The sequence below is a fragment of the Nonomuraea jiangxiensis genome, assembly GCF_900099965.1.
Taxonomy (GTDB): Bacteria; Actinomycetota; Actinomycetes; order Streptosporangiales; family Streptosporangiaceae; genus Nonomuraea; species Nonomuraea jiangxiensis.
Map to the genome: position 1 here is coordinate 50,585 of NZ_FNDJ01000018.1, position 24,529 is coordinate 75,113.

General features: G+C 69.7%; 21 protein-coding genes. 12 read left to right on the top strand and 9 right to left on the bottom strand.

From position 1 onward, the window contains the following. Positions 1-45: 45 nt before the first annotated feature. The 3 genes from BLS95_RS34390 to BLS95_RS34395 form a co-directional block, all read right to left on the bottom strand. Positions 46-2,160, bottom strand: coding sequence for a RecQ family ATP-dependent DNA helicase (locus BLS95_RS34390; protein ID WP_245765464.1), 2,115 nt, complete (start codon positions 2,158-2,160; stop codon positions 46-48). A gap of 10 nt (positions 2,161-2,170) precedes the next feature. Further along, positions 2,171-2,302: a hypothetical protein gene (locus tag BLS95_RS59200; RefSeq protein WP_281250062.1), complete on the bottom strand. Its 132-nt coding sequence runs from the start codon at positions 2,300-2,302 to the stop codon at positions 2,171-2,173. A 158-nt stretch (positions 2,303-2,460) separates the two neighbouring features. Next, positions 2,461-3,285 (bottom strand): TauD/TfdA dioxygenase family protein, encoded by an 825-nt coding sequence (locus BLS95_RS34395; protein WP_090941236.1) that lies wholly within the window; start codon positions 3,283-3,285, stop codon positions 2,461-2,463. A 625-nt stretch (positions 3,286-3,910) separates the two neighbouring features. Between BLS95_RS34395 and BLS95_RS34400 the strand changes: the two genes are divergently transcribed. Beyond that, positions 3,911-6,430 (top strand): DNA gyrase/topoisomerase IV subunit A, encoded by a 2,520-nt coding sequence (locus tag BLS95_RS34400; protein WP_090941239.1) that lies wholly within the window; start codon positions 3,911-3,913, stop codon positions 6,428-6,430. Between the two features lie 851 nt (positions 6,431-7,281). Beyond that, on the top strand, positions 7,282-7,425 hold the full coding sequence (locus BLS95_RS56045) for an ATP-binding protein (RefSeq protein WP_176993532.1): 144 nt from the start codon (positions 7,282-7,284) through the stop codon (positions 7,423-7,425). On the opposite strand, the gene BLS95_RS34405 is transcribed toward BLS95_RS56045, so the two are convergent. Together BLS95_RS34405 and BLS95_RS59920 are read right to left on the bottom strand one after the other, a co-directional pair. After that, complete coding sequence (locus BLS95_RS34405; protein WP_218136122.1) at positions 7,409-8,095, bottom strand: hypothetical protein; 687 nt, start codon at positions 8,093-8,095, stop codon at positions 7,409-7,411. The two genes, BLS95_RS56045 and BLS95_RS34405, sit on opposite strands and share 17 nt — an antisense overlap. Before the next feature lie 133 nt (positions 8,096-8,228). Beyond that, positions 8,229-8,363, bottom strand: coding sequence for a hypothetical protein (locus BLS95_RS59920; protein WP_425434765.1), 135 nt, complete (start codon positions 8,361-8,363; stop codon positions 8,229-8,231). 664 nt (positions 8,364-9,027) lie between these two features. On the opposite strand from BLS95_RS59920, the gene BLS95_RS34410 reads away from it, so the two are divergent. The 3 genes from BLS95_RS34410 (at position 9,028) to BLS95_RS34425 (ending at position 13,975) form a co-directional block, all read left to right on the top strand. Next, positions 9,028-9,636 carry an MFS transporter gene (locus tag BLS95_RS34410; protein WP_176993533.1) on the top strand — a complete coding sequence of 203 codons (609 nt, stop codon included), beginning with the start codon at positions 9,028-9,030 and terminating at the stop codon, positions 9,634-9,636. After that, positions 9,609-10,190, top strand: a complete 582-nt coding sequence (locus tag BLS95_RS34415; RefSeq protein ID WP_090941247.1) for a hypothetical protein — start codon at positions 9,609-9,611, stop codon at positions 10,188-10,190. Before BLS95_RS34410 ends, BLS95_RS34415 begins: the two co-directional genes overlap by 28 nt. A gap of 752 nt (positions 10,191-10,942) precedes the next feature. Then, positions 10,943-13,975: a glycoside hydrolase family 3 N-terminal domain-containing protein gene (locus BLS95_RS34425; protein ID WP_090941254.1), complete on the top strand. Its 3,033-nt coding sequence runs from the start codon at positions 10,943-10,945 to the stop codon at positions 13,973-13,975. Positions 13,976-14,029: 54 nt separating this feature from the next. Here the strand turns inward: BLS95_RS34425 and BLS95_RS34430 are convergent, their stop codons facing one another. Further along, positions 14,030-14,401 (bottom strand): VOC family protein, encoded by a 372-nt coding sequence (locus BLS95_RS34430; RefSeq protein WP_090941257.1) that lies wholly within the window; start codon positions 14,399-14,401, stop codon positions 14,030-14,032. Between the two features lie 54 nt (positions 14,402-14,455). Between BLS95_RS34430 and BLS95_RS34435 the strand changes: the two genes are divergently transcribed. From BLS95_RS34435 to BLS95_RS34450, 4 genes are all read left to right on the top strand, one after another. Further along, entirely contained in the window at positions 14,456-15,019 is a 564-nt protein-coding gene (locus BLS95_RS34435) for a thioredoxin family protein (RefSeq protein ID WP_090941259.1), read from the top strand. A 117-nt stretch (positions 15,020-15,136) separates the two neighbouring features. Then, positions 15,137-16,162, top strand: coding sequence for a sugar ABC transporter substrate-binding protein (locus BLS95_RS34440; RefSeq protein WP_090941570.1), 1,026 nt, complete (start codon positions 15,137-15,139; stop codon positions 16,160-16,162). Further along, positions 16,159-17,100, top strand: a complete 942-nt coding sequence (locus tag BLS95_RS34445) for an ABC transporter permease (RefSeq protein WP_090941261.1) — start codon at positions 16,159-16,161, stop codon at positions 17,098-17,100. The genes BLS95_RS34440 and BLS95_RS34445 overlap by 4 nt, the downstream gene beginning before the upstream one ends. A 75-nt stretch (positions 17,101-17,175) precedes the next feature. After that, the gene (locus BLS95_RS34450) at positions 17,176-17,979 is read left to right on the top strand and encodes an SAM-dependent methyltransferase (RefSeq protein ID WP_090941264.1); all 804 of its coding nucleotides are present in this window, start codon (positions 17,176-17,178) and stop codon (positions 17,977-17,979) included. Positions 17,980-18,087: 108 nt separating this feature from the next. Here the strand turns inward: BLS95_RS34450 and BLS95_RS34455 are convergent, their stop codons facing one another. After that, positions 18,088-18,402, bottom strand: a complete 315-nt coding sequence (locus BLS95_RS34455) for a hypothetical protein (RefSeq protein ID WP_090941267.1) — start codon at positions 18,400-18,402, stop codon at positions 18,088-18,090. 138 nt (positions 18,403-18,540) lie between these two features. Here BLS95_RS34455 and BLS95_RS34460 point away from each other — a divergent pair, with 138 nt between their 5' ends. Then, entirely contained in the window at positions 18,541-19,035 is a 495-nt protein-coding gene (locus BLS95_RS34460; protein ID WP_090941270.1) for a beta-class carbonic anhydrase, read from the top strand. 400 nt (positions 19,036-19,435) lie between these two features. Here BLS95_RS34460 and BLS95_RS34465 read toward each other — a convergent pair whose 3' ends face one another. Further along, positions 19,436-21,502 carry a DNA gyrase/topoisomerase IV subunit B gene (locus tag BLS95_RS34465; protein ID WP_090941273.1) on the bottom strand — a complete coding sequence of 689 codons (2,067 nt, stop codon included), beginning with the start codon at positions 21,500-21,502 and terminating at the stop codon, positions 19,436-19,438. Between the two features lie 247 nt (positions 21,503-21,749). Here BLS95_RS34465 and BLS95_RS58275 point away from each other — a divergent pair, with 247 nt between their 5' ends. Then, positions 21,750-21,980, top strand: coding sequence for a DUF7455 domain-containing protein (locus BLS95_RS58275; RefSeq protein WP_090941276.1), 231 nt, complete (start codon positions 21,750-21,752; stop codon positions 21,978-21,980). 206 nt (positions 21,981-22,186) lie between these two features. On the opposite strand, the gene BLS95_RS34475 is transcribed toward BLS95_RS58275, so the two are convergent. Then, a complete protein-coding gene (locus tag BLS95_RS34475) occupies positions 22,187-22,915 on the bottom strand; it encodes a GNAT family N-acetyltransferase (RefSeq protein WP_090941279.1) in 729 nt (242 codons plus the stop codon). Positions 22,916-23,001: 86 nt separating this feature from the next. Here BLS95_RS34475 and BLS95_RS34480 point away from each other — a divergent pair, with 86 nt between their 5' ends. Further along, a complete protein-coding gene (locus tag BLS95_RS34480; RefSeq protein WP_090941282.1) occupies positions 23,002-23,751 on the top strand; it encodes a YaaA family protein in 750 nt (249 codons plus the stop codon). Positions 23,752-24,529: the final 778 nt, after the last annotated feature.

The window sequence follows — 24,529 nt, forward strand, 5'->3', positions numbered from 1 at the left end:
CGGGCATGCGGCCCCGGTGGACCAGCGGCTCGCCGAGCGAGCCGCTCAGGACGTGATCGCCAGGGCCAGGGGCAGGACGGCCGGGGCGCCCGCGTGGCGGACCAGGGCCGCCGCCAGCGTCATCGTCCACCCCGTGTCGACCTGGTCGTCCACGAGCAGCACCGGGCCGCCGCAGCTCCCGATCGAGGCGCCCAGCTCCCTGGGCATGGCCAGCGTGCCCCTGATCGCCCGCACCCGCTTGGCGCTGTTGAACTGCTGCCCGGGCGAGCCCGCCCGATAGCCCAGCTCCCCCAGGTAGGAAAGCCGCCCGACCTGCGCCAGCCGTTCGGCGAACCCGCGTACCAGCAGGGGCCGCGTCGCGGACGGCACGTTGACCACGGCGACCGGGCGGGAGGCCCACTCCCAGGACGACAGCACCTGCACCACGGCCTTGAACAGGTCGTCGGGCAGCGGCCCGTCCGGCCCGTTGAACAGCTCGCGCAGCCGGTTGCCCCACCCGATGTCGGTCAGCCGCCCGAGCGCCCTGCCCGGCTCCGCGCCGAGCTCGGGCTTGATCCGCCCTGACAGGTCGGCCAGGCCGGTCGGCCACTGCTTGCGGGCCTCGATCTCGACGCCGGGGCGGCTCAGGCGTTCGCGGGCGGTCTCGACGGCCTGCGCGCCGATCTCCGGGGAGCGGTGGTCGCCGGTGCAGTTGTCGCAGCGGCCGCACGGGGCGGCGGACTCGTCGTCGAGGTGCCTGCGCAGGTACTGCTCGCGGCACTCGGACGTCGTCAGGTAGCCGAGCATGGCCTGCTGCTCGCTCTTGCGCTCGGCGGCGATGCGGGCGTAACGGTCGGTGTCGTACGACCACGGCTCCCCGGTGGCCTCCCAGCCGCCCTTGACCCGCCGGACCGCGCCGTCCACGTCGAGGACCTTGAGCATCATCTCCAGGCGGCTGCGGCTCAGGTCGACGGCGGCCTCCAGGGCGGGGGTGGACATGACGCCGCCCGCTTCGAGGGTCTGGAGGGTGGCGCGTACGACGGGTTCGGGCGGGAACGCCAGCGAGGCGAAATACGCCCAGATCTCGCGGTCCTCCACGCCGGGCAGCAGGATCACCTCGGCCCGCTCCACCCCACGCCCGGCCCTGCCGACCTGCTGGTAGTAGGCCACCGGCGACTGGGGCGCGCCCACGTGCACCACGAACCCGAGGTCCGGCTTGTCGAACCCCATCCCGAGCGCGCTCGTCGCGACCAGCGCCTTGAGCTTGTTGTTGAGCAGCGCCTCCTCGGCCGCCAGCCGCTCGGCCGGCTCGGTCTGCCCGGAGTAGGAGGCCACTTCCAGGCCCTGTTCGCGCAGGTAACCGGCGATCTCGTGGGCGGCGGCCACGGTGAGGGTATAGACGATGCCGGAGCCGGGCAGCTCGCGCAGCGTCCGGGCGAGCCAGGCCAGCCGCTGCTCCGCCGACGGGAGGCGGACGACGCTGAGGTGCAGGCTGTCGCGCTCCAACGGGCCGCGCAGGACGAGCGTGTCCTCGCCCTCGGGCCGCAGCTCCTCGGGCAGGCGCATCTGCTCGGCCACGTCGCGGGTGACGCGGGCGTTGGCGGTGGCGGTGGTGGCCAGCACGGGGATGCCCGGCGGCAGCTCCGCGAACATCGTGGCCAGCCTGCGGTAGTCGGGCCTGAAGTCGTGGCCCCAGTCGGAGATGCAGTGAGCCTCGTCGACCACCACCAGCCCGGCGCTCTCGGCCAGCTCGGGCAGGACGTTGTCGCGGAAGTCGGGGTTGTTGAGCCGTTCGGGGCTGACCAGCAGCACGTCGACCAGCCCGTCGGCGACCTGTCCGTAGACCTCCTCCCACGCCTCGGGGTTGGCGGAGTTGATCGTGACGGCGTTGATGCCGGCGCGCTCGGCGGCGGCGATCTGGTTGCGCATGAGCGCCAGCAGCGGCGAGACGATGACCGTGGGGCCCTCGCCCAGCTCGCGCAGGAGGGCGGTGGCCACGAAGTAGACGGCCGACTTGCCCCACCCGGTGCGCTGGACGACGAGCACCCTGCGCCGGTCCACGACGAGCGCCTCTATCGCGGCCCACTGGTCGTCACGGAGCCGCGCGTGGTCGCCGGCCAGCGCCCGCAGCTTCTCCTCGGCCTCTTCGCGCAGCATCGCCGCATCGGGGGCATCAATCATGCCCTCCTTGTTACCAGCTTCCCGTGCCCCCGCGCGCAACCTCCGGTCGTACGGGGGCGGCGCACACGTGGTCGCCATCGTGGTCACCATCGGGGTCGTCGTCGGGGTCGTCGTCGGGGTCGTCGTCGGTCAAGCTGGTCACCAGCTTTCCCGGCGGGCATGGAAGCACCACCCAGGGGGCCCAGTTCGCGCACGTCACGGCGCCCCGCCCCGTGCGGGTCAGAGGGCGTTTTCCTGGAGGCCGCCCGCCGGGTGCGGCGGGTGGCGGTGCCGTTGGCTCCGCCGTACCGGATGGGGTTTTCAGGTCTTGTCGGCGTGCTCGGGGAAGGCGTTGATGGTGACGCGGTGCATGCGGCGGCGTTCGGTGTAGTCGGCGACCGCGTAGTGCTGGGTGGGGCGGTTGTCCCAGAAGGCGAGGGTGCCCGGGCGCCACCTCAGCCTCAGCTGGAACTCCGGCGACCTGATGTGATCCGTGAGGAGCGGCAGCAGCGCCTCGTTCTCCCGATCGGTCAGCCCCACGAGGCGGGTCGTGGAGGCGCGGTTGACGAAGAGGGCCTTGCGGCCGGTCTCGGCGTGTACGCGCACCACCGGACGTTCCACCGGCGGCCACTTCGCCTGGATCTCGGCCAGATCGAACGGGTGCCCCTTCGCGATCGCCTTCTTCATCGACATCGTGATGTCGTGCGTGGCCGTCAGTTCGTCGCACAGCCGCTGCATCGACGGCGAGAGCGTCTCATAAGCCAGGTACGTGTTCGCCCAGCACGTGTCCCCGCCCACAGTGGGCAACTGGACGCAGCGCAGCAGGGATCCCATCGGCGGGGTCGGTTCGAAGGTGTTGTCGCTGTGCCATTCGTCCGCGCCCTCCCCCTTGGGCGACGTCTGGTCGAGTACGTGGATCGGGCTGCCGGAGTCCCGCTTGAAGGCGGGGTGGTTGAGCGTGCCGAAGTTCAGGGCGAACTGCAGGTGCTGCTCGTCGTCGATCCCCGTTTCGCGGAAGAACAGCACGAGGTGCCTGAGCCAGCCCGCCCGCAGGATCTCGACCTCTTCCTGGGCCAGCGGCTTGCGCAGATCGACCCCGGTGACCTCGGCGCCGATGTGCTTGGTCACGGGATGGAACTCGATCATGACGCCTCCGGACAAGAGGGGGGTGACCGCAGTGTCCCGAACGTAACACCCAAGCAATTGCTTGGTCAACGAATCGCCCTCCGGTCGACACGGAGCCCGCCTATCGAACAGATATGCGAGAAGCGGCGAGGATCGGGTATCCTCTTGCCTCGGCAGGATGTTCGACGCCATGCTCTCCCGGGTCACCGGGCCGAGTCGGCCAAATCCTGCGTGACCAGCCCAGTCATCGGCGTGGGAGGTGCCCTTGACGACTCCGTGCCGCGTGCCCGGCAGGACCCGTCCCGTGCCCGCGCGGCGACCGGCCTCGCCTTGCTGGAGGTTCGCGACGACGGCCACGGGCTTACCTCACTCGCGCCCGCCAAGGCGGAAGGAACGCTCCGGATACATCACTGGAGACCTGGCTCGTGCCATCATCTCCAGGGGGCGAAGACGTCGGCACCCATACCGGTCGCGTGGCCGTGCTCCTCTGGCCGTCACCGAGTCGCGACCGGGACGGGATACGTTGACACCCCACAGGCCGATCTGACGCTGCTCCAGCGGGCTGACGGCTACGGTTACAGCACAAGGACAGAAGGAGGATGCGCTTCCCCTCGGCGCGACGGCCGAGGCAGCCGCGCAGCACAAGATGGCCCGACGCACGACTGCACCCCCGCCTGAGGATTTCGAGGAGCGGATCGTCGACATCGACGTCTCCTCGGAAATGCGCACGAGTTACCTCGAGTACGCCTACTCGGTTATCTACCAGCGCGCCCTGCCCGACGCTCGTGACGGACTCAAGCCGGTGCAGCGGCGCATCCTCTACTCGATGAGCGAGATGGGCCTGCGCCCCGACCGCGGGCACGTCAAGTGCTCGCGCGTCGTCGGCGACGTCATGGGCAAGCTCCACCCGCACGGCGACTCCGCGATCTACGACGCCCTCGTCCGCCTGGCGCAGCCGTTCTCCATGCGCCTGCCCCTCGTGGACGGCCACGGCAACTTCGGCTCGCCCGACGACCTGCCCGCCGCCATGCGTTACACCGAGGCCAGGCTGGCCCCGGCGGCGATGCTCATGGTCGAGTCGCTCGACGAGGACACCGTCGACTTCAAGCCCAACTACGACGGCCAGGAGACCGAACCCGCGGTCATGCCGTCGGCCTTCCCCAACCTGCTGGTCAACGGCACGAGCGGGATCGCGGTCGGCATGGCCACCAACATGGCCCCGCACAACCTCGCCGAGGTCGTGGCCGCCGCCCGCCACCTGATCAAGAAGCCGGACGCGACGCTCGACGAGCTGATGCGGTTCGTGCCGGGTCCCGACCTGCCGACCGGCGGCTCGATCATCGGGCTGCAGGGGGTCAGGGACGCCTACGAGAGCGGGCGCGGCACGTTCCGCATGCGGGCCAAGTGCGCGGTCGAGCAGATCACCCCGCGCCGCAAGGGCATCGTCGTCACCGAGCTCCCCTACAACGTCGGCCCCGAGCGCGTCGTCACCAAGATCCGGGAGCTGGTCACCAGCAAAAAGCTGCAGGGCATCGCCGACCTCAAGGACCTCACCGACCGGCACAAGGGCCTGCGCCTGGTCATCGAGATCAAAAACGGCTTCATCCCCGAGGCCGTCCTGGAGGAGCTCTACCGGCTGACGCCGATGGAGGAGACCTTCGGCATCAACAACGTCGCCCTGGTCGACGGCGAGCCCCGCACGCTGGGCCTGCGCGAGATGCTCCAGGTCTACGTGGACCACCGGCTCGAAGTCGTGCGCCGCAGGACGGAGTTCCGTCGCCGCAAGCGCGAAGAACGCCTCCACCTGGTCGACGGCCTCGTCATCGCCCTGCTGAACATCGACGAGGTCATCCAGGTCATCCGCTCCTCCGACGACTCGTCGCAGGCGCGGACGCGGTTGATGGACGTGTTCTCGCTGAGCGAGATCCAGGCCTCCTACATCCTCGACACGCCGCTGCGCCGCCTGACCCGCTACGACAAGCTGGAGCTCGACCGCGAGAAGCAGACGCTGACCGAGGAGATCGCCGCGCTCTCCGAGATCCTCTCCTCGGAGACCAAGCTGCGGCAGGTGGTCTCCGGCGAGCTCTCCGACGTGGCCAAGAAATACGCCACGCCCCGCCGTACTGTCCTGCTGGAGGCCCCGGGCGTCACCCGCACCGCGGCGATCTCGCTCCAGGTGGCCGACGACCCGTGCCTGGCGCTGCTGTCCTCGACCGGCCTGCTGGCCCGCACCGCCGACGCCACGCCGCTGCCGGGCGAGGGCGATCGCGCGGCGCACGACGTGCTGGTGTCGGTCGTACGGACCTCCGTACGCGGTGAGGTCGGCGTCGTGACGTCACTGGGCCGGTTGATCCGGGTCCAGGTGGTGGACCTGCCGACGCTGCCGCCCGCGGCCAACCCGCCGTCGTTGTCGGGCGGCCACCCGGTCTCCGAATACGTCTCGCTGCAGCCCGACGAGAAGGTCGTCGGCCTCGGCTCCCTCGATCCCGACGGCCCCGGCCTGGCCCTGGGCACGGCGCAGGGAGTGGTCAAGCGGGTGGTGCCGGACTATCCGGCCAACCGCGACGACTTCGAGGTGATCGCGCTCAAGGACGGCGACCACGTGGTGGGCGCCGTGGAGCTGGTGTCCGAGGCTCACGACCTGGTGTTCATCTCCTCCGACGCCCAGTTGCTGCGTTTCCCGGCCTCCCTGGTGCGCCCGCAGGGCCGTCCGGCGGGCGGCATGGCGGGCATCCGGCTGGACGACGGGTCCAGGGTGATCTGGTTCGGCGTCGTCGACCCCGATCGCCCCGCGCAGGTGGTCACGATAGCGGGCTCCTCCACGGCACTGCCCGGCACGCAGGTGGGGGGCGGCAAGGTGGCCGACTACGCGGACTTCCCCGCCAAGGGGCGGGCCACGGGCGGGGTGCGGGCCCAGCGGTTCCTGAAGGGCGAGGACGAGCTCCTGCTGGCCTGGGCCGGCCCGGCCCCGGCCAAGGCGGTCTCGGCGGTGGGCAAGCCGGTGCCACTGCCGGAGGAGCTGGGCCGCAGAGACGGCTCCGGCGTCCGCCTCACCCACACGATCGGCGCCATCGGCGGCGCCATCGCCTCAGACCCCACCTCCTTGCCCACCACGTCCACCTCCACCACCGGCTCCGAGCCAGACGAGGACGACGAGGAGGAATAACCCCCCCAACGGCCCACCTCCCAAGGGCCCACGACTCCCCAGGGGGTCACAGCTCCTCGCGGGCTGCGACCCCCTACGGGCGACGACTCTTGCCAGGCCACGACTCCCCACGGACTACGGCTCCTGGCGGGCCACGACTCTTGGCAGGCCACGACTCCCCACGGGCTACGGCTCTTCGCGGGCTACGGCTCTTCGCGCACTGCGACTCCCAGCGGGCTACGGCTCCCCAACGGCTACGGCTCTCGGCGCGCTCGAGTTTCCCGGCGTGCTGGGACTCGGGGCGGGGAGTGGGTGGTGGTCCCGGGGGCCACTTCACGGGAGCGAGGCCCGGCGCACAGTGGACCGGAAACCACGTGGACTGCGATGCTCACAGGCGCTACTTCGGGAGCGCGCGGGTCCCGCGCACGCGGGACTGCGGTGGCCCGGCCCTGCGGGGCTGCGAGCCTGCGGGGCTGCGAGCGTGCGGAGTTGCGAGCGTGTAGGCGCGCAGGGCTGTAGGTGTGCGGGCGCGCAGGAATGTCGGCGTGCCGGCGGGCAGGACTGTGGGCGTGCGGGGTTGTCTCCAGCGCGCTGCGCCGACGTGCCGGAGGCGTCTCCAGACGGTCTCGCCGCAGTCGCAGGCCCAGGCGGTCTGGTGGACGCCCGGCTCGTCTCGTAAGGCAATGCCCGGCCCGCCCCCTCGTGAGACACCACCCATGCGCTCTCCGCGACACCACCCTGGCGGACACTGTGACACCGCCCAGTCCGCCTCGTGGGACGCCATCCGCTTCACCTCCGTGAGCCGTCGCCCAGGCGGTGGCCGTGGCTCCACCAAGGCGGTTCAGGAGGCGCACGTTACGGCGGCCCGCCCTGTGCGGACCAGAGGGCGTTTTCCTGGAACACTCCTGCGGGATCGGCTCCTGCACCACTGCGAGGTCCTGGCGATCAACGGCCCCAGCTACCGGCTCAAGAACCGGCTGGCCACCGTCGACATCCACATCACCGCCACCGGCTGACCTCACCGGTCGGCGTCAACGCGAGCACACCCGTTCCCTGCACCCTGGTCTCCTGCGTCAACGTGAACGGGCTGACGCCGTAGGAGGCGGCGATCTCAGGGGCTAGATCGAAAGCGGCCCACTTCCACGCCTCGATCTGTTCATCGCCCGCGCTCCGCAGGTCTCCGTCGGCTGGCAGCCCCAGTTCCAGGCACTTGGCTTGTTCCTGGGGCAGTGATTCGCCGAGGGTCAGCAGTTCGTCCTCGGGTTCGCCGGTCGCCGCATACCGGCGAATGACGCGGCCGTGCTCGGCCACCAGCCATGCCGATCCGTCTCCTTGCGCGCCGTAATAGTAAGCCTGGGCCCCTCCGTAGCAGGCGCTGAGCGCCTCGCACAACCGGAGCACATCCTCCTGACGCGCGCGGTCACAGGGATCGCACCAGGCTCCGATGACCAGGGTCCAGCCATCTACTTCGGGAGTGACGAAAACCCGTGACAGGTGACGAAAATCATCGGGGTCGCCGTGTCCATCGGCGTCGATCACTTCTCTGGCCTCGGCGAACGTGATCGGCCTGGGCGAGGACAGGCCGAGAACGTCCATGATGCCCGCCTGGTCACCGGTCGGGACCGCGATCCAGTGGTTCCAGCATGTCCATACCGGCTCAGGCCAGTCCTTCACCTCTGCCTGCACGGGGCCACTATGCCAGGTACACCGAACCGTCAGCACGGGGGGATTCACGCAGAGGTGTACGTCGACATGTTGCCGCTACAGCTGCCTTTGCGCCACGGGAGGTCAGTATCAGACTGCTGCATAGCAACTCCTTTCAGTCCCCTTCGCTCAGGGATCTCAGTAGTGCAGTGGTGTCGGTGGGGCTCAACGTCACGGCGCGAAGGTGTTCAAATGTCAGGTCATGCCTGATCAGCTCGGTCTCCTCTTCGAGGAAGAGATCACCTCCCATGCTGTCCACGTAAACGATGTCGAGCTGACCGCTCGGGGCGCGGTGCGGCTGGGCGCATGAGACGGGGGTGGGGCTCCTCGTGCATCCCGAGACGGTTCACGATGACCTCTGACGCCTGATCAGGGAGGCGGCATCGCGGGGGCAATCCCCTAGCGGTGCCGTCCAAGCACTACGGCGAGAGCCCCCGTTGCCGGCCCGAGCCGCCGAAGGCATCCGAAGGACAGCCGTTGAGGCTAGGTCGGCCGGCGACGGGCGCGGCCTTGGAGCTGCTGTTAGCGGTCATGTGGAACCTGGTAGGCGGACACATCATGCCTGGTAGATGGCCAGGTGCCTCCCGGTGGGGGACATAGGAACTCCAGGTAGACGGACAGCGATCGGGCACGATGGCGGCCGAGCGCGAGTCGCGCTGCGCCAAATTACGTTGACAGCACGCAGTCGACCTCAGCAGTATCTCGGCGAACAGTCGTGTTCGATCCAGTGAGAGGGACGGGACGAATCATGCGCGGACTCGTGTGCCCAGAAGCCACCGCTGACCTGCACACGAGGAGCCATGAGCCGTTCGAATCCGCCCACGCCCGCAGGACTTGACGCCTTCTCCGAGCACCCGCACCCTGGACCCCGCGTCCTCGCCCGCCGTTTCCTGGTCTGGAATTTCCTGCGGGCAGTGCTGCACCACGGCTGGTGGCTCGTCACCAGCCTCTATATGGCTATCGATGCGGGCCTGTCCCCTGCGCAACTGCTGCTCATCGCCGCCGCGCAGGGGGTGGCCAGCATCCTCTTCGAGGTCCCGGCCGGGGTTGTGGCCGACACCGTTGGTCGCAAGAAGGCGATCGTCGCGTCGCACGTCCTGATGGCCACCGCCATGGCAGTCACCGGCCTGTTCCCCGGCTTCGTCCTGCTGATGCTGGCCCAGATGCTGTGGGGCATCTCCTGGACCTTCACCAGCGGATCGGACGTTGCCTGGGCGACCGACGCGATTGACCGGCCCGACCGCATGCACCTCCTGATCGCCGCTCAGGCCCGATGGCAGATGATCGGGGCAGGGGCAGGGATCGTCGCGTTCGGCGTCTTCGCGGCCATCGTGGACCGCCCGACATCGATCGTCTGCGCGGGAGTCTTGATGCTCCTGCTGGGCACGTGGTTCACCGCGGCCTTCCCGTCCGCGTCCGCAAGAACCACCTCAAGGCCGCACTCGGTATCGCCCGCCGAGGCGCACGCCTGGCGGTCACCGATCGCACCGTCCTCATGCTGGTCGTCGTCACCGTCCTGGTGAACGGCGCGGCCGACACGTTCGGCCGGATCTACCCGGTACACCTCGCCGACCTCGGCCTGCCTCCAGGAACCTCCGGCATGGCCTGGTTCACCGCGATCAATCTGGCCGTCTACGCCACCGCGGCCCTCGCCCTCGCCGCCGCCCAGTGCCGGCTCGACTCCGATGCCGGGGCCCGCACCTTCCTGGCCCTTTCCTGTCTTACCGGGCTGGTCAGCCTCGTCCTCCTCGGCTTGGCGTCGAACCTCCCCCTCGTGGTCGCCGTGGTGATCACCGCGAACGGCATCGCCATGCCCCTGGTGCGAACCGTCACCACCATCTGGGTCAACCGTCGCACCGCCAGCGACATCCGGGCCACCACCCATTCCTTCCTGGCGCAGGCCGAGTACACCGGCGAAATCCTCTGCGCCGCCGCCCTCGCCGCCCTGGCCGGGACCTTCGGAACCGGCGGCACCATGCTCCTGGCCGCGACACTCTTCGCGGCCAGCGCAGGAACCGTCGCCCTCAACTGGTGTCGAACGAAAGCCCGAGCGAGGGACTGCCAACGTGAAGGCTGATCTTGGCGGTTGGGTGGCAATGGCCGACAACTGACGGGCTGGGAAAAGCCCGAAACCTGGGGCTCCTGGGCTGAGAACGGTCACCGGCATCTGAAACACCCTCGCGTGTCGGCCGCGCACTGTGATCATGTCGCGGCTGACCTCCTCCACGCGTCGTCGCGGCCAGCCCACACGCCTAAGCGGCTGACCAGCTAATCCGCTTGGCGGCCCTGGATAACGATCGGGCTGAGATAAGGGCACCGGGAGTCAGGTGCCGCGGACGACAGCGTAGCCCGCAGGCTCTACCAAGCTGCGCAGAGCTGTAAGCCCGATGCCGGGAGGCCCGGAGGATGGCCTTGTGGCCCTGATCGCCCTGGCCGTACGGCGAGTGTCGAAGTCAGCGATCATGACGGCCTCAGCTTGAAGCCCTTCGAAGGCCATGAGGTGCTCACTCGATGGCCGTCCGCCGGTACGCGTGGTGTCCGTCTGCCAGGAGGTCGCGTGGCCATGGATCTGGATCGTCATGGCCGTTTTCCTGGAGGCCCTTGCCACGTGCGGCGGGTGGCGGCCTGCTTGGCTCTGCCGTACTGGATGGAGGGGTTTTCCCACTTGGTAGGGGCTTTACTGTAGGAGGGGGAGGTTTTAAGGAGGGGATTGGTTGCGCGGGGGAGCGGTGGTTGCACGGGCTGTTATGAAAGGTGCGGTACGGCCGATCACACCTGGGAGAGCGCTCTCTTCCGACTGGAGGTACCGTGTTCCGATCGAGACCCCCCATGTGGGCCGCCCTCGCCGCACTGATGACCTCGCTCGTCGTCGCCCCGCCCGCCACGGCCGCCGGCGAGCCGCTCACGATCACCGACTTCCAGTCGGACGGCGTGCCCGCCGGCGTCTACGCCTGGGGCAACGACGCGGCCTCCACTCCCGTCCTCACCACGGAGCCCGCCACCGACAGGCCGGGCGCTCCCCCCGCCAACCGGGCGCTCAAGTCCGTCTACGCCGTCGGCCAGTGGGGCGGCTGGTCCCACGACCTGACCGTGCCCCAGGACTGGTCCCCCTACGAGGGGTTCTCCTTCTGGGTGAACGGCAGCGGCTCCGGTCAGCGGATCTTCTTCGAGGTCAAGGACGGGGGCGGCGGAGCGGGGTCGGCGGAGCTGTTCGAGTCGTCGTTCACCGATGACACGGCGGGCTGGCGGCAGGTGCGGGTGCCGTTCTCCAGTTTCACCCGGCGCACCGACCACCAGCCCGGCGGCGCTCCCACCGACGGCGCGCTCGACCTGGACGTCATGTGGGGCTACGCGATGCGCCTGCCCACCGCCACCGGCACCCTGGTGTGGGACGAGGTCCAGGTCTACGGCACGGCTCCGCCGAGACCCGTGCGGCTGTCCACCGACGCGCCCGTCTACCCGGTGGACGAGCAGGGCCGGGCCGAGGTCAGGGTCACGATCATCACCGCCACCGGCGCCCCGCTCTCCACCGACCTGGCCGTGGACTACCGCACCGGCACCGGCACCGCCACCCCGGGCGCGGACTACACGGCCGCCCAGGGCACGCTGACGTTCCCGGCGGGTACGGCGTCCGGCGCCAGCAAGGCGTTCACCGTCAGGACAAACCAGGACGGGCAGAACGAGGTCGCCGAGACCATCCCGATCGAGCTGTCGGGCACGGGCACCAGGCCACCGGCCGAGGCGCCGGCCATCGTGATCAACGCCCACGGCTTCCGCTACCTGAACGCCCGCCTGCCGGTCAAGAAGCGCGTCGCCGACCTCCTGCGCAGGATGACGCTGGAGGAGAAGGCCGGCCAGATGACGCAGGCCGAGCGCGGCGCGCTGGCCAAGCAGAGCGACGTCGCCACGTACCTGCTCGGCTCCCTCCTGTCCGGCGGCGGCTCCGCGCCCGCCCAGAACACGCCGCGGGCGTGGGCCGACATGGTCGACGCCTTCCAGCTCCAGGCCCAGCGGACGCGGCTGCAGGTGCCGCTGATCTACGGCGTGGACGCGGTGCACGGCCACAACAACGTGGCCGGCGCGACGATCTTCCCGCACAACGTCGGGATGGGCGCCACCCGCGACCCCGCGCTGGTCGAGCAGCAAGGCAAGATCACCGCCAGGGAGGTCAAGGCCACCGGCATCCCGTGGGACTTCGCGCCGTGCCTGTGCGTGTCGCGCGACGACCGCTGGGGGCGGGCGTACGAGTCGTTCGGCGAGGACCCGGCACTGGTGACCCGGATGGCCACGATCATCGACGGGCTGCAGCAGAACGGCGTGCTGGCCACCGCCAAGCACTACGTCGGCGACGGCGGCACCGCGTACGGCTCCTCCACCAACGGCGACTTCACCATCGACCAGGGCATCACCAGGACCAGCCGCGAGGAGCTGGAGGCGATCCACCTGGCGCCGTTCACGGAGGCGGTCAAGCGCGGCGTCGCCACCGTGATGCCGTCGTTCTCCAGCGTCGATTTCGGCGCCGGCCCGCTCAAGATGCACGCCCACGGCGAACTGCTCAACAACGTGCTCAAGGGCCGGCTCGGCTTCAAGGGCTTCGTGATCAGCGACTGGCAGGCCATCGACCAGATCCCCGGCGACTACCCGAGCGACGTGCGCACGTCGGTCAACGCCGGGCTCGACATGATCATGGTCCCGTACGCCTACCCGGCGTTCACGAGCACCCTCAAGGCCGAGGTCGAGGCCGGGCGCGTGACCATGAAGCGGGTGGACGACGCGGTGACCAGGATCCTGATGCAGAAGTTCCGCCTGGGGTTGTTCGAGCGCCCGTATGCCGACCGCTCCCGCATCGGCGACGTGGGCTCGGCGGCGCACCGGGCCGTCGCCCGCACGGCCGCGGCCAAGTCGCAGGTGCTGCTGAAGAACGCGGACGGATTGCTGCCGCTGCGCCGTGACGCCAGGGTGTACGTGGCGGGCTCGAACGCCGACGACATCGGCAACCAGTCAGGCGGCTGGACGATCAGCTGGCAGGGTTCGTCGGGGCCGATCACCCCCGGCACCACGATCCTGTCGGCCATCCGCTCCCGCGCGGCCGGCGTGACCTACTCCCGCGACGCCTCCGCCGGCCTGGCAGGGCATGACGTGGGCGTCGTGGTGGTGGGCGAGACCCCGTACGCCGAGGGCCAGGGCGACGTGGGCCGCGCCGGCCGCACGCTCGACCTGTCCGCCGCCGACCGGGCCGCCGTCGAACGGGTCTGCGGGGCCATGAAGTGCGCGGTCCTGGTGGTGTCCGGCCGCCCGATGGTGCTCGGCGACCTGTCGGGCGTCGAGGCGGTGGTGGCCTCCTGGCTGCCCGGAACCGAGGGTGACGGGGTGGCCGACCCGCTGTTCGGCGCCGTGCCCTACACCGGGCGGCTGCCGTTCACCTGGTTCCGCTCGGCCGAGCAACTGCCGATCAACGTGGGCGACGCGGCCTATGACCCGTTGTTCCCCTATGGATGGGGGCTGCGTACCGACCGTGGACAGGACCGGCTCAAGGCCGCAGGCGCCGGCCTGGGCGCCGGCGACAACCTGTCCAAGGCCGCCGCCGCGGCGCTCACGCCCGCCCTGCACGACCGCAACTGGAACGCCGACGGCTCGGCCCGCGACCCCCGCGCCGTCCTGAGCGCCCTCGGCACGGCGGCGTCGCTGCTCGACCGCTCGAAGAGCGACGCGTACGCCGTCGGCGACGCGGTGGTCTCGGTGGCCAGGGACATCGCGCAGCGCGCCGGCAAGCGGCCCGATCTGCAGGCGGCGGCCGACCACGAGCTGGCGGCCGGCAACCTCAGGAAGGCGGTGGACCTACTGGCCCAGTCCGCCGGCTGACCCGTCCGGGACCGGCCCGGCGGCGGGCCGGTCCCGGACGGCACACCGTCGTGGTCAGTCCACGCAGAGGCAGAACGGATGCCCGGCCGGATCGAGGAACACCCGGAAGTCGTCCTCCTCGCTCGGCTGGTGCTCGTGCTTGACCGCCCCCATCTTGATCGCCTGTGCCTCCGCCTCGTCCATGTCCTCCACGGTCACGTCGAGGTGGAGCTGCTGGGGCACCTCGGGGTGCGGCCAGGTCGGCGGCCGGTGGTCCGGCGCGAGCTGAAAGGCCAGCCGCATCGGCGACCCGCCGTCGCTGACCACGACCCAGTCGTCCTCCACGGACGTGATCGGCCACCCGAGCAGGTTGGCATAGAACTCGGCCAGCCCCTTCGGATCCGCGGTGTCGAGCACGATGCTCCGGAACTTGGCGATGCCACCCATCAATTCATCTCTCCGCTCGTTTGCCTGCCCGCCCGGGGGACGAGAATTAACGCCATGGCTGCCAACTCGTTCATGGTTCCACTGGGGACTCCCGCGCCTCCCTTCGACCTGACCGCCATCAACGGCGGCAGTGTCTCGCTGGAAGACCTCAAGGGCTCACCCGCCACCCTCGTGGTGTTCCTGTCCAACCACTGCCCCTATGTACGGCACATCGAAGCCGGCATCGGTACCCTCGCCAACGACTACGGCGCCAGATTGTCGATCGTCGCCATCTGCAGCAACGACGCCGTGAACTACCCGGATGACGATCCCACACACCTGGCGGAGCAGGCCAACAGAGCGGGCTTCACGTTCCCGTACCTGCTGGACGACACCCAGGAGGTGGCCAAGGCCTACCGGGCTGCCTGCACCCCTGACTTCTTCCTGTACGACGCGCAGCTGCGGCTCGTCTACCGGGGCGAGTTCGACGGCGCCAGGCCTGGCAACTCCGTACCGGTGACCGGCTCGTCGGTGCGCGCGGCCATCGACGCCCTGCTGGAGGGCGAGCCGGTGCCCGAGGAGCAGATCCCCTCGCTCGGCTGCGGCATCAAGTGGAAGCCGGGCAACGCTCCCGCCTGAGACAACACCGCCCTCCGGCCGCCCATCGGCCGGAGGTGCCTCCGCGGCCTCCCTGGTTTCTCTATGATCACAGGCACCCTGCCCCGTGAGTCCCCGAGGATGCCGAAGGAGACCGTCATGGTCGCACGATGGACTGCCTTACCCGTTCTGGCGGCGGTGGCCCTGCTGACCACCGCCTGCGTCAACCCCGCCGACTCCGGCACCGCCACCGCGACCGGCAGCGCCACGTCGGCCCCGGCCACCGGCGGACCGAAGCGCATCGGGTTCTTCGGCTTCGCCAAGGCCAACTCCTTCTCGACCGCCACGTTCGCCGGGATCGAGGAGCACGCCAAGGCCAACAACGCCACCGCCGAGTTCCTCGACTCGAACTTCGACGCCCAGGCCCAGGTCCAGCAGTTGCAGGACGCGGTGACGGCCAAGCGCTTCGAGGTGTTCGTGGTGCAGGCCAACGACGGCGCGGCCGTGGTGCCGGCGATCCGCTCGGCCGTGCGGGCCGGGATCTCCGTCGTCGTTCATTTCACCCCGGTCGGCAACCGGTACGACACCGCCGAACCCCAGGTCGAAGGCACGATCACGCTGGTGGACGTGCCCACGGTCAACGGCGAGGGCCTCGGCAGGCTGGCCGTCGAGGCGTGCAAGAGCAAGAAGCTGGACCCCTGCGAGGTCGGTTACTTCGAGGGTCTGAAGGCGCTGCCGCTGGACAACGCCCGCACCCAGGCGGCCGTAGACGTGCTGCGGGCGACGCCGGGCGTGGAGCTCAAGGCCCAGATCGAGGGCGGTTACACGCAGGAGAGCGGGCGCAAGGCCATGCAGGACGTGCTGCAGAAGGACCCCGGCATCGACGTGATCATCGGCGCCTCGCAGGCCATCCTGGGCGCCGAGGCGGTGGCCAAGGACAAGGACATCCTCTACGTCGCCAACGGCGCCTCCCGGCAGACCGTCAAGGCGGTGCAGGAGGGACGCTGGTACGCCGCGTACTACCTGCCGGTCAAGACCCTCGGTGCCAAGGCCGCCGAGCTGGGCCTGAACAAGGCGCTCGGCCGGCCGGTGCCCACCACGAACCTCGCGACCGAGGTCGACCCGGGCAAGGCCATGGGGACCAAGGAAGCGCTCGCCCAGGTGACCGGCGAATACGACGAATGACGACGCTCCGCCTGCGCGACTACGGGATCGTGCTGGCGGTCGCCGTGCTCGTGGTGGCGCTGTCGCTGTCCACGGACACGTTCCTGACCACCGGCAACCTCGTCAACCTGCTGGACCAGGCCGTCGTCGTCGGACTGCTCGCGTGCGGCATGACCCTGTGCGTGATCTGCGGGGTCTTCGACCTGTCGGCCGGCGCGGTGCTCGCGGTGAGCGCCATCGTGGCGGTGATCGTCACCGAGCGCGCCGGGGTCCCGGCCGGGTACGCCGCCGCCGTCGTCACCGGCGGCCTGCTCGGCACCCTCAACGGCGTGGTCGTGGTGCTCTCACGGGTGCACTCGTTCATCGCCACGCTGGCGCTCGGCATCGTGCACCGCGGCCTGGCCCTGGTGATCACCGGCGGCGCGATCGTCTACCCGGGCCCGGAGCGGCTGGCCGCCTTCCAGTCGCTGAGCTGGCCCACGGTGCTGGGCGGCGTCACGGCCTCGTCCCTGCTGCTCCTGGTCGTGGCCGTGGCGGCGACGGTGCTGCTGTCGCGTACCACGTTCGGGCGGCGGGTCTATGCCGTCGGCGGCAATCCCACGGCGGCCTGGCTGTCCGGCATCGGGGTGGGCGGGATCCGGGTCGCGGTGTTCGCCGTCAGCGGGGTCTGCGCGGCGCTGGCCGGCCTGGTCCTGGCCGCGCGCGGCGGCTCCGCCCAGGCGGACATGGGAACGCTGCTGGAGCTCACCGCCATCGCCGCGGCCGTGATCGGCGGCACGAGCATCCTGGGCGGTCAGGGGGCCGTCTGGCGGGGCATGGTGGGCGTGCTGATCCTGACGCTCATCGGGAACGGCTTCAACCTGCTCGGCTGGAATTCCACCTACCGCCCGATCGTCGAAGGCCTGCTCATCCTGACGGCCGTGAGCACTGATTACGCGCTCAGACACCGCCGGGATTAGCAGGAAAGATCAAAAAATGAGGGACTTGGGCGTTAACATCTGGTCCAACAGCGGTGCTTGATCTGAAGGGCCGAGATGACCAACCCCTCGCGGGTCCCGAAGGGGATCAATCCGAACATCCCCAATGCGGCGCGCATGTACGACTTCTACCTCGGAGGGAAGGACAACTTCGCGGCGGACCGTGAGGCCGCCATGAAGATCATGGCCCTGGGGCCCAGCAGGGAGATCTGCCTGGCCAACCGCCGCTTTCTCGGCCGCGCCGTCCGCTACGTGGCCCACCAGGGCATTGACCAGTTCATCGACCTGGGCACCGGCCTGCCGAACCAGAACAACGTGCACGAGGTCGCCCGCAAGGTGCACCCGGAGGCGCACGTCGTCTACGTGGACTACGACCCCGTGGTGATCGTGCACGCGCGGGCCCTGCTGGCCGGGACCGACTCGACCATCACGATCGTGCACGCCGACGTGCGCGATCCCGCGACCATCCTGGACAGTCCGGAGACCAAGCAGCTGATCGACTTCAGCAAGCCGGTGGGGGTGGTGTTCCTCGGCGTGCTGCACTGCCTGACCGACGCGGAGAACCCGTGGCAGGTGGTCGCCGAATTCCGCGAGCGCATGGCGCCGGGGAGCGCGCTCATCCTCTCCCACCTCACCGACGACGCCCATCCGGAGGTGGGGGTCGCGGCCAGGGAGGTGTACGACAAGGCCGACGCACCGCTGATCCACCGCAGCCATGAGCAGGTGTCGCGCATGTTCGACGGGTTCGACGTGCTCGACCCCGGCGTGACGCATGTGGCCGACTGGCGCCCGGACGAGGTCTGGGAGACCGAGCTGGCGGGCAGCGAATGGTGGTATGTCGGCGTCGGCCGCAAACCCTGACCACCCGTGCCCACCCCTCGCTCCCCACAACTCCCGACGTCACTCGGCACCGTCGACCAGGCCGCACCCGGTGGGTCCGGGCGTCATGTGGCAGCTGCCGGGCTGGCGTCAAGTGGCGGCGGCGATGGCAGCCGGGATGGCGAGCAGCAGTTCGTGTGGCTCGCCGCCCTGCCAGTGCCGGATCAGCCGGTTACCGGCCTCTCCCGGATCGAAACCCTCGCACCCCAGCGGGCCGAAGCAACCAGCCTGGTCCAGCATGAGGATCAGCGGGTCGTCCTCGGGGAGGCTGGCCGCGTAAACCGCACTGTCGAGCAGGGCCAGGGCGCACTTGGCGTTGCGGCCGTCGTCCCTGGACTCCACACGGTCGAGGCGGCGCCGGGCCTGGGCGCGGAGATACTCGGCGAGCGATTCGGACCTACTCACAAGAACCTTCTTCGATGACGTACACACGGCTACGACATCATCACGCAAAGTGAAGCGCTCTAGTGGGACGTTTGCCAACTCCGGACAGTTGCCACCCCGGAAACCACCAGCTATAGGTCATAGGGGATCATTTGTGCCATGAGCCCGTTCGACGATTTGTACGCCGCCAACGCGAAGTTTGCCAAGAAGTTCGGGAGCTCAGGGCTGACCGGCCGGGCGGCCCGCGGACTGGCGGTCGTGACCTGCATGGACTCCCGCATCGACCCGCTGGGACTGCTGGGGCTGAAGGCGGGTGACGCCAAGATCCTCCGCAACGCCGGGGCGCGGGTGACGGACGACGTACTCCGTACGCTGGTGCTGGCCGTCTACGTGCTCGGGGTGGACCGGGTGCTCGTCATGCCCCACACGGACTGCGGTATGACGAAGGTGACGGACTCGGACGTACACGCTCTGACGGCCGAGCGTGGGGTGGACACCCGCAGCCTGGAGTTTCACACGGTGCCCGACCAGGGCGAGGCCCTCCGCCACGACCTCATCCGCATCAGGAGCACCCCGTTCCTGCCGGAGGGCATCCCGGTGGCCGGAGCCATCTACGACGTGCACACAGGCCGCCTGACCCCGTCACCGCACTGACACACCGCCTGACCCTGTCACCGCACTCACACGCCCCCTGGGCCCCTCAGCGCACTCCCACGCAACGCCCTGTCGCCCACCAGCCCGACCTGGCCGCAACGTCACGCGCGCCGGGCCGCGATCCCACCGTGCGTAGCAGGGGAACCACAGACAGGCCCGCACGCGTCAACACAACCGCGCGGAAGCACTCCCCTGTATCGACTCTGCGCGCGCACAGCCCGCGAACCACCAAAACGCGGATGTATTCCCCCGTACCGACAATGCGTGGACGCACACCCGCGTACCGACAACATCCGGATGCACACCCGCGAACCGATGCGCCCGAGCACACTGCCGAGCTCGCACCCCGCGTACCGACACGACATGCCCCCCGCCCACCGGCGGGGCGGGAGCCGCGTCGTCAGGCGTCGATGTGGTCGCGGTCGACCTCGGCCGCGCTGTTGACGATGAATTCGCGGCGGGGCGCCACGTCGCTCCCCATCAGCAGGTTGAAGATGCCCTCGGCGCCCTCGGCGTCCTCGATGCGGACCCGGCGCAGGATGCGGTGCCTCGGGTCCATCGTCGTCTCGGCGAGCTGGTCGGCGTCCATCTCACCCAGACCCTTGTAGCGCTGCACCGGGTCCTTCCACCGCTTGCCCCGCCGCTCCAGGTCGCGCAGCACCTTGTGCAACTCGGCGTCGGAGTAGCAGTAGATGTATTTGTCCTTGCCGCGGCCGGGGTTGGTCAGCTCGATGCGGTGCAGCGGCGGCACGGCGGCGAAGACGCGCCCCGCCTCCACCATCGGCCGCATGTAGCGGTGGAAGAGGGTCAGCAGCAGGCAGCGGATGTGGGCGCCGTCCACGTCTGCGTCGGCCATCAGGATGACCTTGCCGTAACGGGCGGCCTCGATGTCGAACGAACGCCCCGATCCGGCCCCGACCACCTGGATGATGGCGGCGCACTCGGCGTTTTTCAGCATGTCGCTCACGGACGCCTTCTGCACGTTGAGGATCTTGCCTCGGATCGGCAGCAGGGCCTGGAACTCGGAGTCGCGGGCCAGCTTGGCGGTGCCAAGCGCCGAGTCACCCTCGACGATGAACAGCTCGCTGCGGTCCACGTCATCGCTGCGGCAGTCGACCAGCTTCGCCGGCAGCGCGGAGTTTTCCAGCGCGCTCTTGCGCCGCTGGTTGTCGCGGTGCTCGCGGGCCGCGATGCGCGCCTTGGCCGCGGCCACGATCTTCTCCAGCACGGCCCGCAGCGGCTGCTTGTAGCCACGCGGCGGGTTGGCGAACAGCTCCTTGAGCTCGCGCGAGACCACGTGGGAGACGATGCGGGTGGCCGCCGAGGTGCCGAGCACCTCCTTGGTCTGGCCCTCGAACTGCGGCTCCGGCACCCGCACCGTGACCACACCGGTCAGACCCTCGGAGATGTCCTCCTTGTTGACCGGGTCGTCGCCGTTTTTCAGCAGGCGGGTCTCGCGCAGCAGCTCGTTGATCGTGCGGACCAGGCCGCGCTCGAACCCGGTGAGGTGGGTGCCGCCCTTGGGGGTGGCGATCACGTTGACGAACGAGCGCACGGTCGACTCGTAGCCCTTGCCCCAGCGGACCGCCACGTCCACGGTGAGCTCGCGCTGCACCTCGGTGGGCGTCATGTGGCCCTGGTCGTCGAGGACCGGCACGGTCTCGTGGAAGTGACCCATGCCCTGCAGGCGCAGCACGTCGCACACGGCCTCGTCGCGGGCCAGGAACTCGGTGAACTCGGAGATGCCGCCGTCGAAGTGGAACTCCTCCTCGACGCGCTCCTCCTGCCTGCTGTCGAACACAGCCAGGGTCAGGCCGGGGACCAGGAAGGCGGTCTGGCGCAGGCGCACGTGGATCTCGTCGAGGGAGACCTCGGCGTCCGGCAGGAAGATCTGCTTGTCGGCCCAGAACCGCACCCGCGTGCCGGTGACCCTCTTCGGCAGCTTGCCGCCGATCCGCAGCCCCGACTTCTTCTTGAACTTGGCCGTGGGGCCTTCGCCCTCGAAGACGCCGGCGACGCCGCGCCGGAAGCTGATCTCGTGGACGAGCCCGTCGCGGTCGACCTCGACGTCCACCCGCGCGGACAGGGCGTTGACCACGGAGGCGCCGACGCCGTGCAGGCCGCCGGAGGCGCCGTAGGAGCCGCCGCCGAACTTCCCGCCGGCATGCAGCTTGGTGTAGACGAGCTCGACACCGGCCAGGCCGGTCTTCGGCTCGATGTCGACCGGGATGCCGCGCCCGTTGTCGCGGACCTCGATGGAGCCGTCGGCGTGGAGCTCGACCTCGATGCGGTCGCAATGCCCGGCCAGCGCCTCGTCGACGCCGTTGTCCACGATCTCCCAGAGGCAGTGCATGAGCCCGCGGCTGTCGGTGGACCCGATATACATGCCCGGCCGCTTGCGAACCGCTTCGAGGCCCTCAAGCACCGACAGGTGACGAGCCGTGTAACCCGCCTCCACTAGCGTCACTCCAGCTCCCCTGGTCTAGGCATCGAACACCTGTGCGCAGCCTACCGTTCTTCCCACACGCGCGCGTACAAGCTTGCCATGGCGCGACGTTTGCCGTTACCAGCAGCCTGATCATCATTACCAGTGGACACATTCTGCTCTGGGCGTAGCGACCCGGCGGTTGGGAACGTCCACGTCCGGTTAGATGTTGTTCCAAGTGACTGACGCCAGATCCTCGCTTCGGCGGGGGTGACCCGAAAGGCGATACGTGACTGGAGCTCTCGCCCCCGTTAAGCCGCTGACGGCCCTCGACCGCTGCGACCGCTGCGGCGCCCAGGCCTATGTTCGCGCAACCCTGCCCGTGGGTGGGGAGCTGTTGTTCTGCGCTCACCATGGGCGTCAGCACATCGCAGCGTTGCGTGAAAAGGGTGCCGACATCCTGGACGAGTCGGCTCGCCTCAGCGAAACCCGTGCAATCGCCCCCAACGACGAGCGCTGACCCTTGGCGCTGGTCGTGATGACATAACACATTCGCACAACCGGTGACGGCGACCTCGGTACACCCGGGGTCGCCGTTCCGCGATCAATCAAACGTCCGAGGTCCGCGCTACACCGACCAACGCGCGGGCCCGCGTGTTTGGCGTGCCCGACTCCTAAGCCGCCGTTCCCCCCGGACCTCCGGGGGTCGCGTGACGCGGTCAGGGGTCATCGGACCCGATAGTGATAGCTTCCGGCGGCCTCGAAACCCTCACTGCGATACAGCGCCTGCGCGGCCTGGTTGGGTGCGGTCGTGACCAGATACGCGGATTTCGTCCCGCTATGCCGTATCAGGGCTCGCAGCACCCTGCGTGCCAGCCCTCGGCGGCGCGCCTGCGGCAGCGTGGCCATGCAGTAGATCCCGAGCGTGTCGCCCTGCGGGACCCCCCGCCCCACCGCGACCGCCACCCCGTCCTCCTCGTACGCCGCGTACCAGGCGGGCACGCCGGTGCAGATGCGCTCGGCGACCTCGATCTCGCTGGTGAAACGCCCGTCCACGGCCCACCACGTCTCCAGCCACCCCGCCCACGGCCGCCCCTCGATCCTGACCTGGGAATCGCCCCGGCCGTATCCGACCGTGGCGCCGTCCAGGAAGTCCGACAGGGAAGTGCCGGCCATGATGATCGTCGGATCGACCGGCTCATAACCCCTGCGTGCCAGCTCGTCCTCCAGCCCCGGCGCGGCGTTCGGCCCCAGCGAGAAGACGCAACGCTGCTCACGCTCCCGGTAGAACTCCTCCGCCGCTTCAATGGCCCCGTCCAGGTCCTGGGGGATCGTCAGGGCCAGCACCGAGTTGGCCCGCTTGGTCACGCCTCCCGCGTAACGCAGCACCCATCCCTCGTGAACGCGCTGCTCGTAGGCGGGCCATGCCTCATGGACAAGTAGGTCAAAATTCACCTGCGCAGCCTAATTGACCTGCTCAGTCGCGCCTTCAGCCGACCTCCGGCCCTGCCGGCGGCGGTGACGCCGTAAGGTTGAGGGTCGTGCTGATGTTGTTGCCGCCGTCCGAGGGCAAGGCCCAGGAAGGGGACGGCCCGCCCCTCGGGGAGCTGTCCTTCCCGACCCTCGACCGGACCCGCAAGCGGGTGATCACCGCACTCGTACGGGCCTCCAAACGGCGTGACGCCCTCGACGTGCTGGGCCTGACCCCCGGCCTGGCGGGCGAACTGGAGAAGAACGCGGCCCTGAAGACGGCCCCCACGCTCCCGGCCTCCGCCCTCTACACCGGCGTCCTGTACGACAACCTCGGCCTGGACACCCTGGACCCCGAGGCGAGACGCCGCGCGGAGGAGTCGCTGCTGATCTTCTCCGGCCTCTGGGGTGTGGTGAAGATCACAGACCGGATTCCGCCGTACCGCCTCTCGATGGGCGTCAACCTCCCTCCGCTCGGGGGTCTGGCGGCCTTCTGGCGCCCGCAGATCACCAAGGAACTGGACCGGATCCCCGGTCTGGTGGTGGACCTCCGGTCGGCCACGTACACGGGGGCGTGGCAGCCGGGCGAGCGTTCCGTGACGGTACGGGTGTTCCGGGACGGCAAGGTCGTCAGCCACATGGCCAAGGCCACCCGAGGAGAGATCGCCCGCGCCCTTCTCCACCAGGACACCACCCCCACGTCCCCGGACGAACTAGCCAAAACCCTCGACACCCTGGGCTACACCGTCGAGTTGACGGCTCCCCCACGCCCCACCCGTCCCTGGACCCTAGACGTCCACATCACCGACCCTCCTGCCTAGCTCCCAGCCGACGACACCAGAGAGGCCCAACTGCGGAGGGGACCGGACACAAACCCCACCTCCGGACTAGAGCCGACCACAGAACAGCCCAAAGGCCCACGTCCGGGATGAGCCAGCCGTAGGACGGCCCATAAAAGGCCCACCCGTGGGACCGGCGATCACACGGCGGCACAGGTGGGCCACACGGCGCACACACAGGCCCACATACGGCCCTGACTGGTTGGCTACCCCTAACGCTAGGTCGCGCCTGAGAGACGCTGCCAGGACCGCCTGCGGGCATTCGGGGGCGGAGCCGGGCGGGGGCCGGGCGGGGGCCGGGCGGCGGCCGGGCGGGGGCCGGGCGGCGGCCGGGCGGGGGCCGGGCGGGGGCCGGGCGGCGGCCGGGCGGGGGCCGGGCGGCGGCCGGGCGGCGGCCGGCGGGTGTCAATGGCCACGGACGCGGGGAGGCGAGCACGCAGAGCGACGGCATCCGACTTTCTGCCGCCGAGCGATCCCATCGGCCAGTGACGTGTCCAGATGCCATCCAGCCATGTGAGGCGCGCCTGCTCAATGCGCGCGATCCGCCGTATGAGGCGTGACCTGGGTGCGCCGCCAGTCCTGTGGGGCGGCAGATGTCGGTGCGCCGCCAGTGACCTGTGTGGCGTGTCCCAGGCTCGCTGCCGCCCTTGGGGTGCGCATCCCAGGTCCACTGCCCCAGCCGGGTGGGATGCGGCGTGTCCCCAGGCCCGCCGCCCAGCCCTGCGTGGCACCGCGTGTCCCACATCCGCCGCCCAATCGC

Coding starts and splice junctions, on each gene's coding strand:
- BLS95_RS34415 (WP_090941247.1), top strand. CDS start 9,609: ATGCTGGTCGTCGTCACCGTCCTGGTGAACGGCGCGGCCGACACGTTC.
- BLS95_RS34460 (WP_090941270.1), top strand. CDS start 18,541: ATGAGCCCGTTCGACGATTTGTACGCCGCCAACGCGAAGTTTGCCAAG.
- BLS95_RS34400 (WP_090941239.1), top strand. CDS start 3,911: ATGGCCCGACGCACGACTGCACCCCCGCCTGAGGATTTCGAGGAGCGG.
- BLS95_RS34440 (WP_090941570.1), top strand. CDS start 15,137: ATGGTCGCACGATGGACTGCCTTACCCGTTCTGGCGGCGGTGGCCCTG.
- BLS95_RS34425 (WP_090941254.1), top strand. CDS start 10,943: ATGTGGGCCGCCCTCGCCGCACTGATGACCTCGCTCGTCGTCGCCCCG.
- BLS95_RS34445 (WP_090941261.1), top strand. CDS start 16,159: ATGACGACGCTCCGCCTGCGCGACTACGGGATCGTGCTGGCGGTCGCC.
- BLS95_RS34435 (WP_090941259.1), top strand. CDS start 14,456: ATGGCTGCCAACTCGTTCATGGTTCCACTGGGGACTCCCGCGCCTCCC.
- BLS95_RS59920 (WP_425434765.1), bottom strand. CDS start 8,363: ATGGGAGGTGATCTCTTCCTCGAAGAGGAGACCGAGCTGATCAGGCAT.
- BLS95_RS34390 (WP_245765464.1), bottom strand. CDS start 2,160: ATGATTGATGCCCCCGATGCGGCGATGCTGCGCGAAGAGGCCGAGGAG.
- BLS95_RS34450 (WP_090941264.1), top strand. CDS start 17,176: ATGACCAACCCCTCGCGGGTCCCGAAGGGGATCAATCCGAACATCCCC.
- BLS95_RS34430 (WP_090941257.1), bottom strand. CDS start 14,401: ATGGGTGGCATCGCCAAGTTCCGGAGCATCGTGCTCGACACCGCGGAT.
- BLS95_RS34395 (WP_090941236.1), bottom strand. CDS start 3,285: ATGATCGAGTTCCATCCCGTGACCAAGCACATCGGCGCCGAGGTCACC.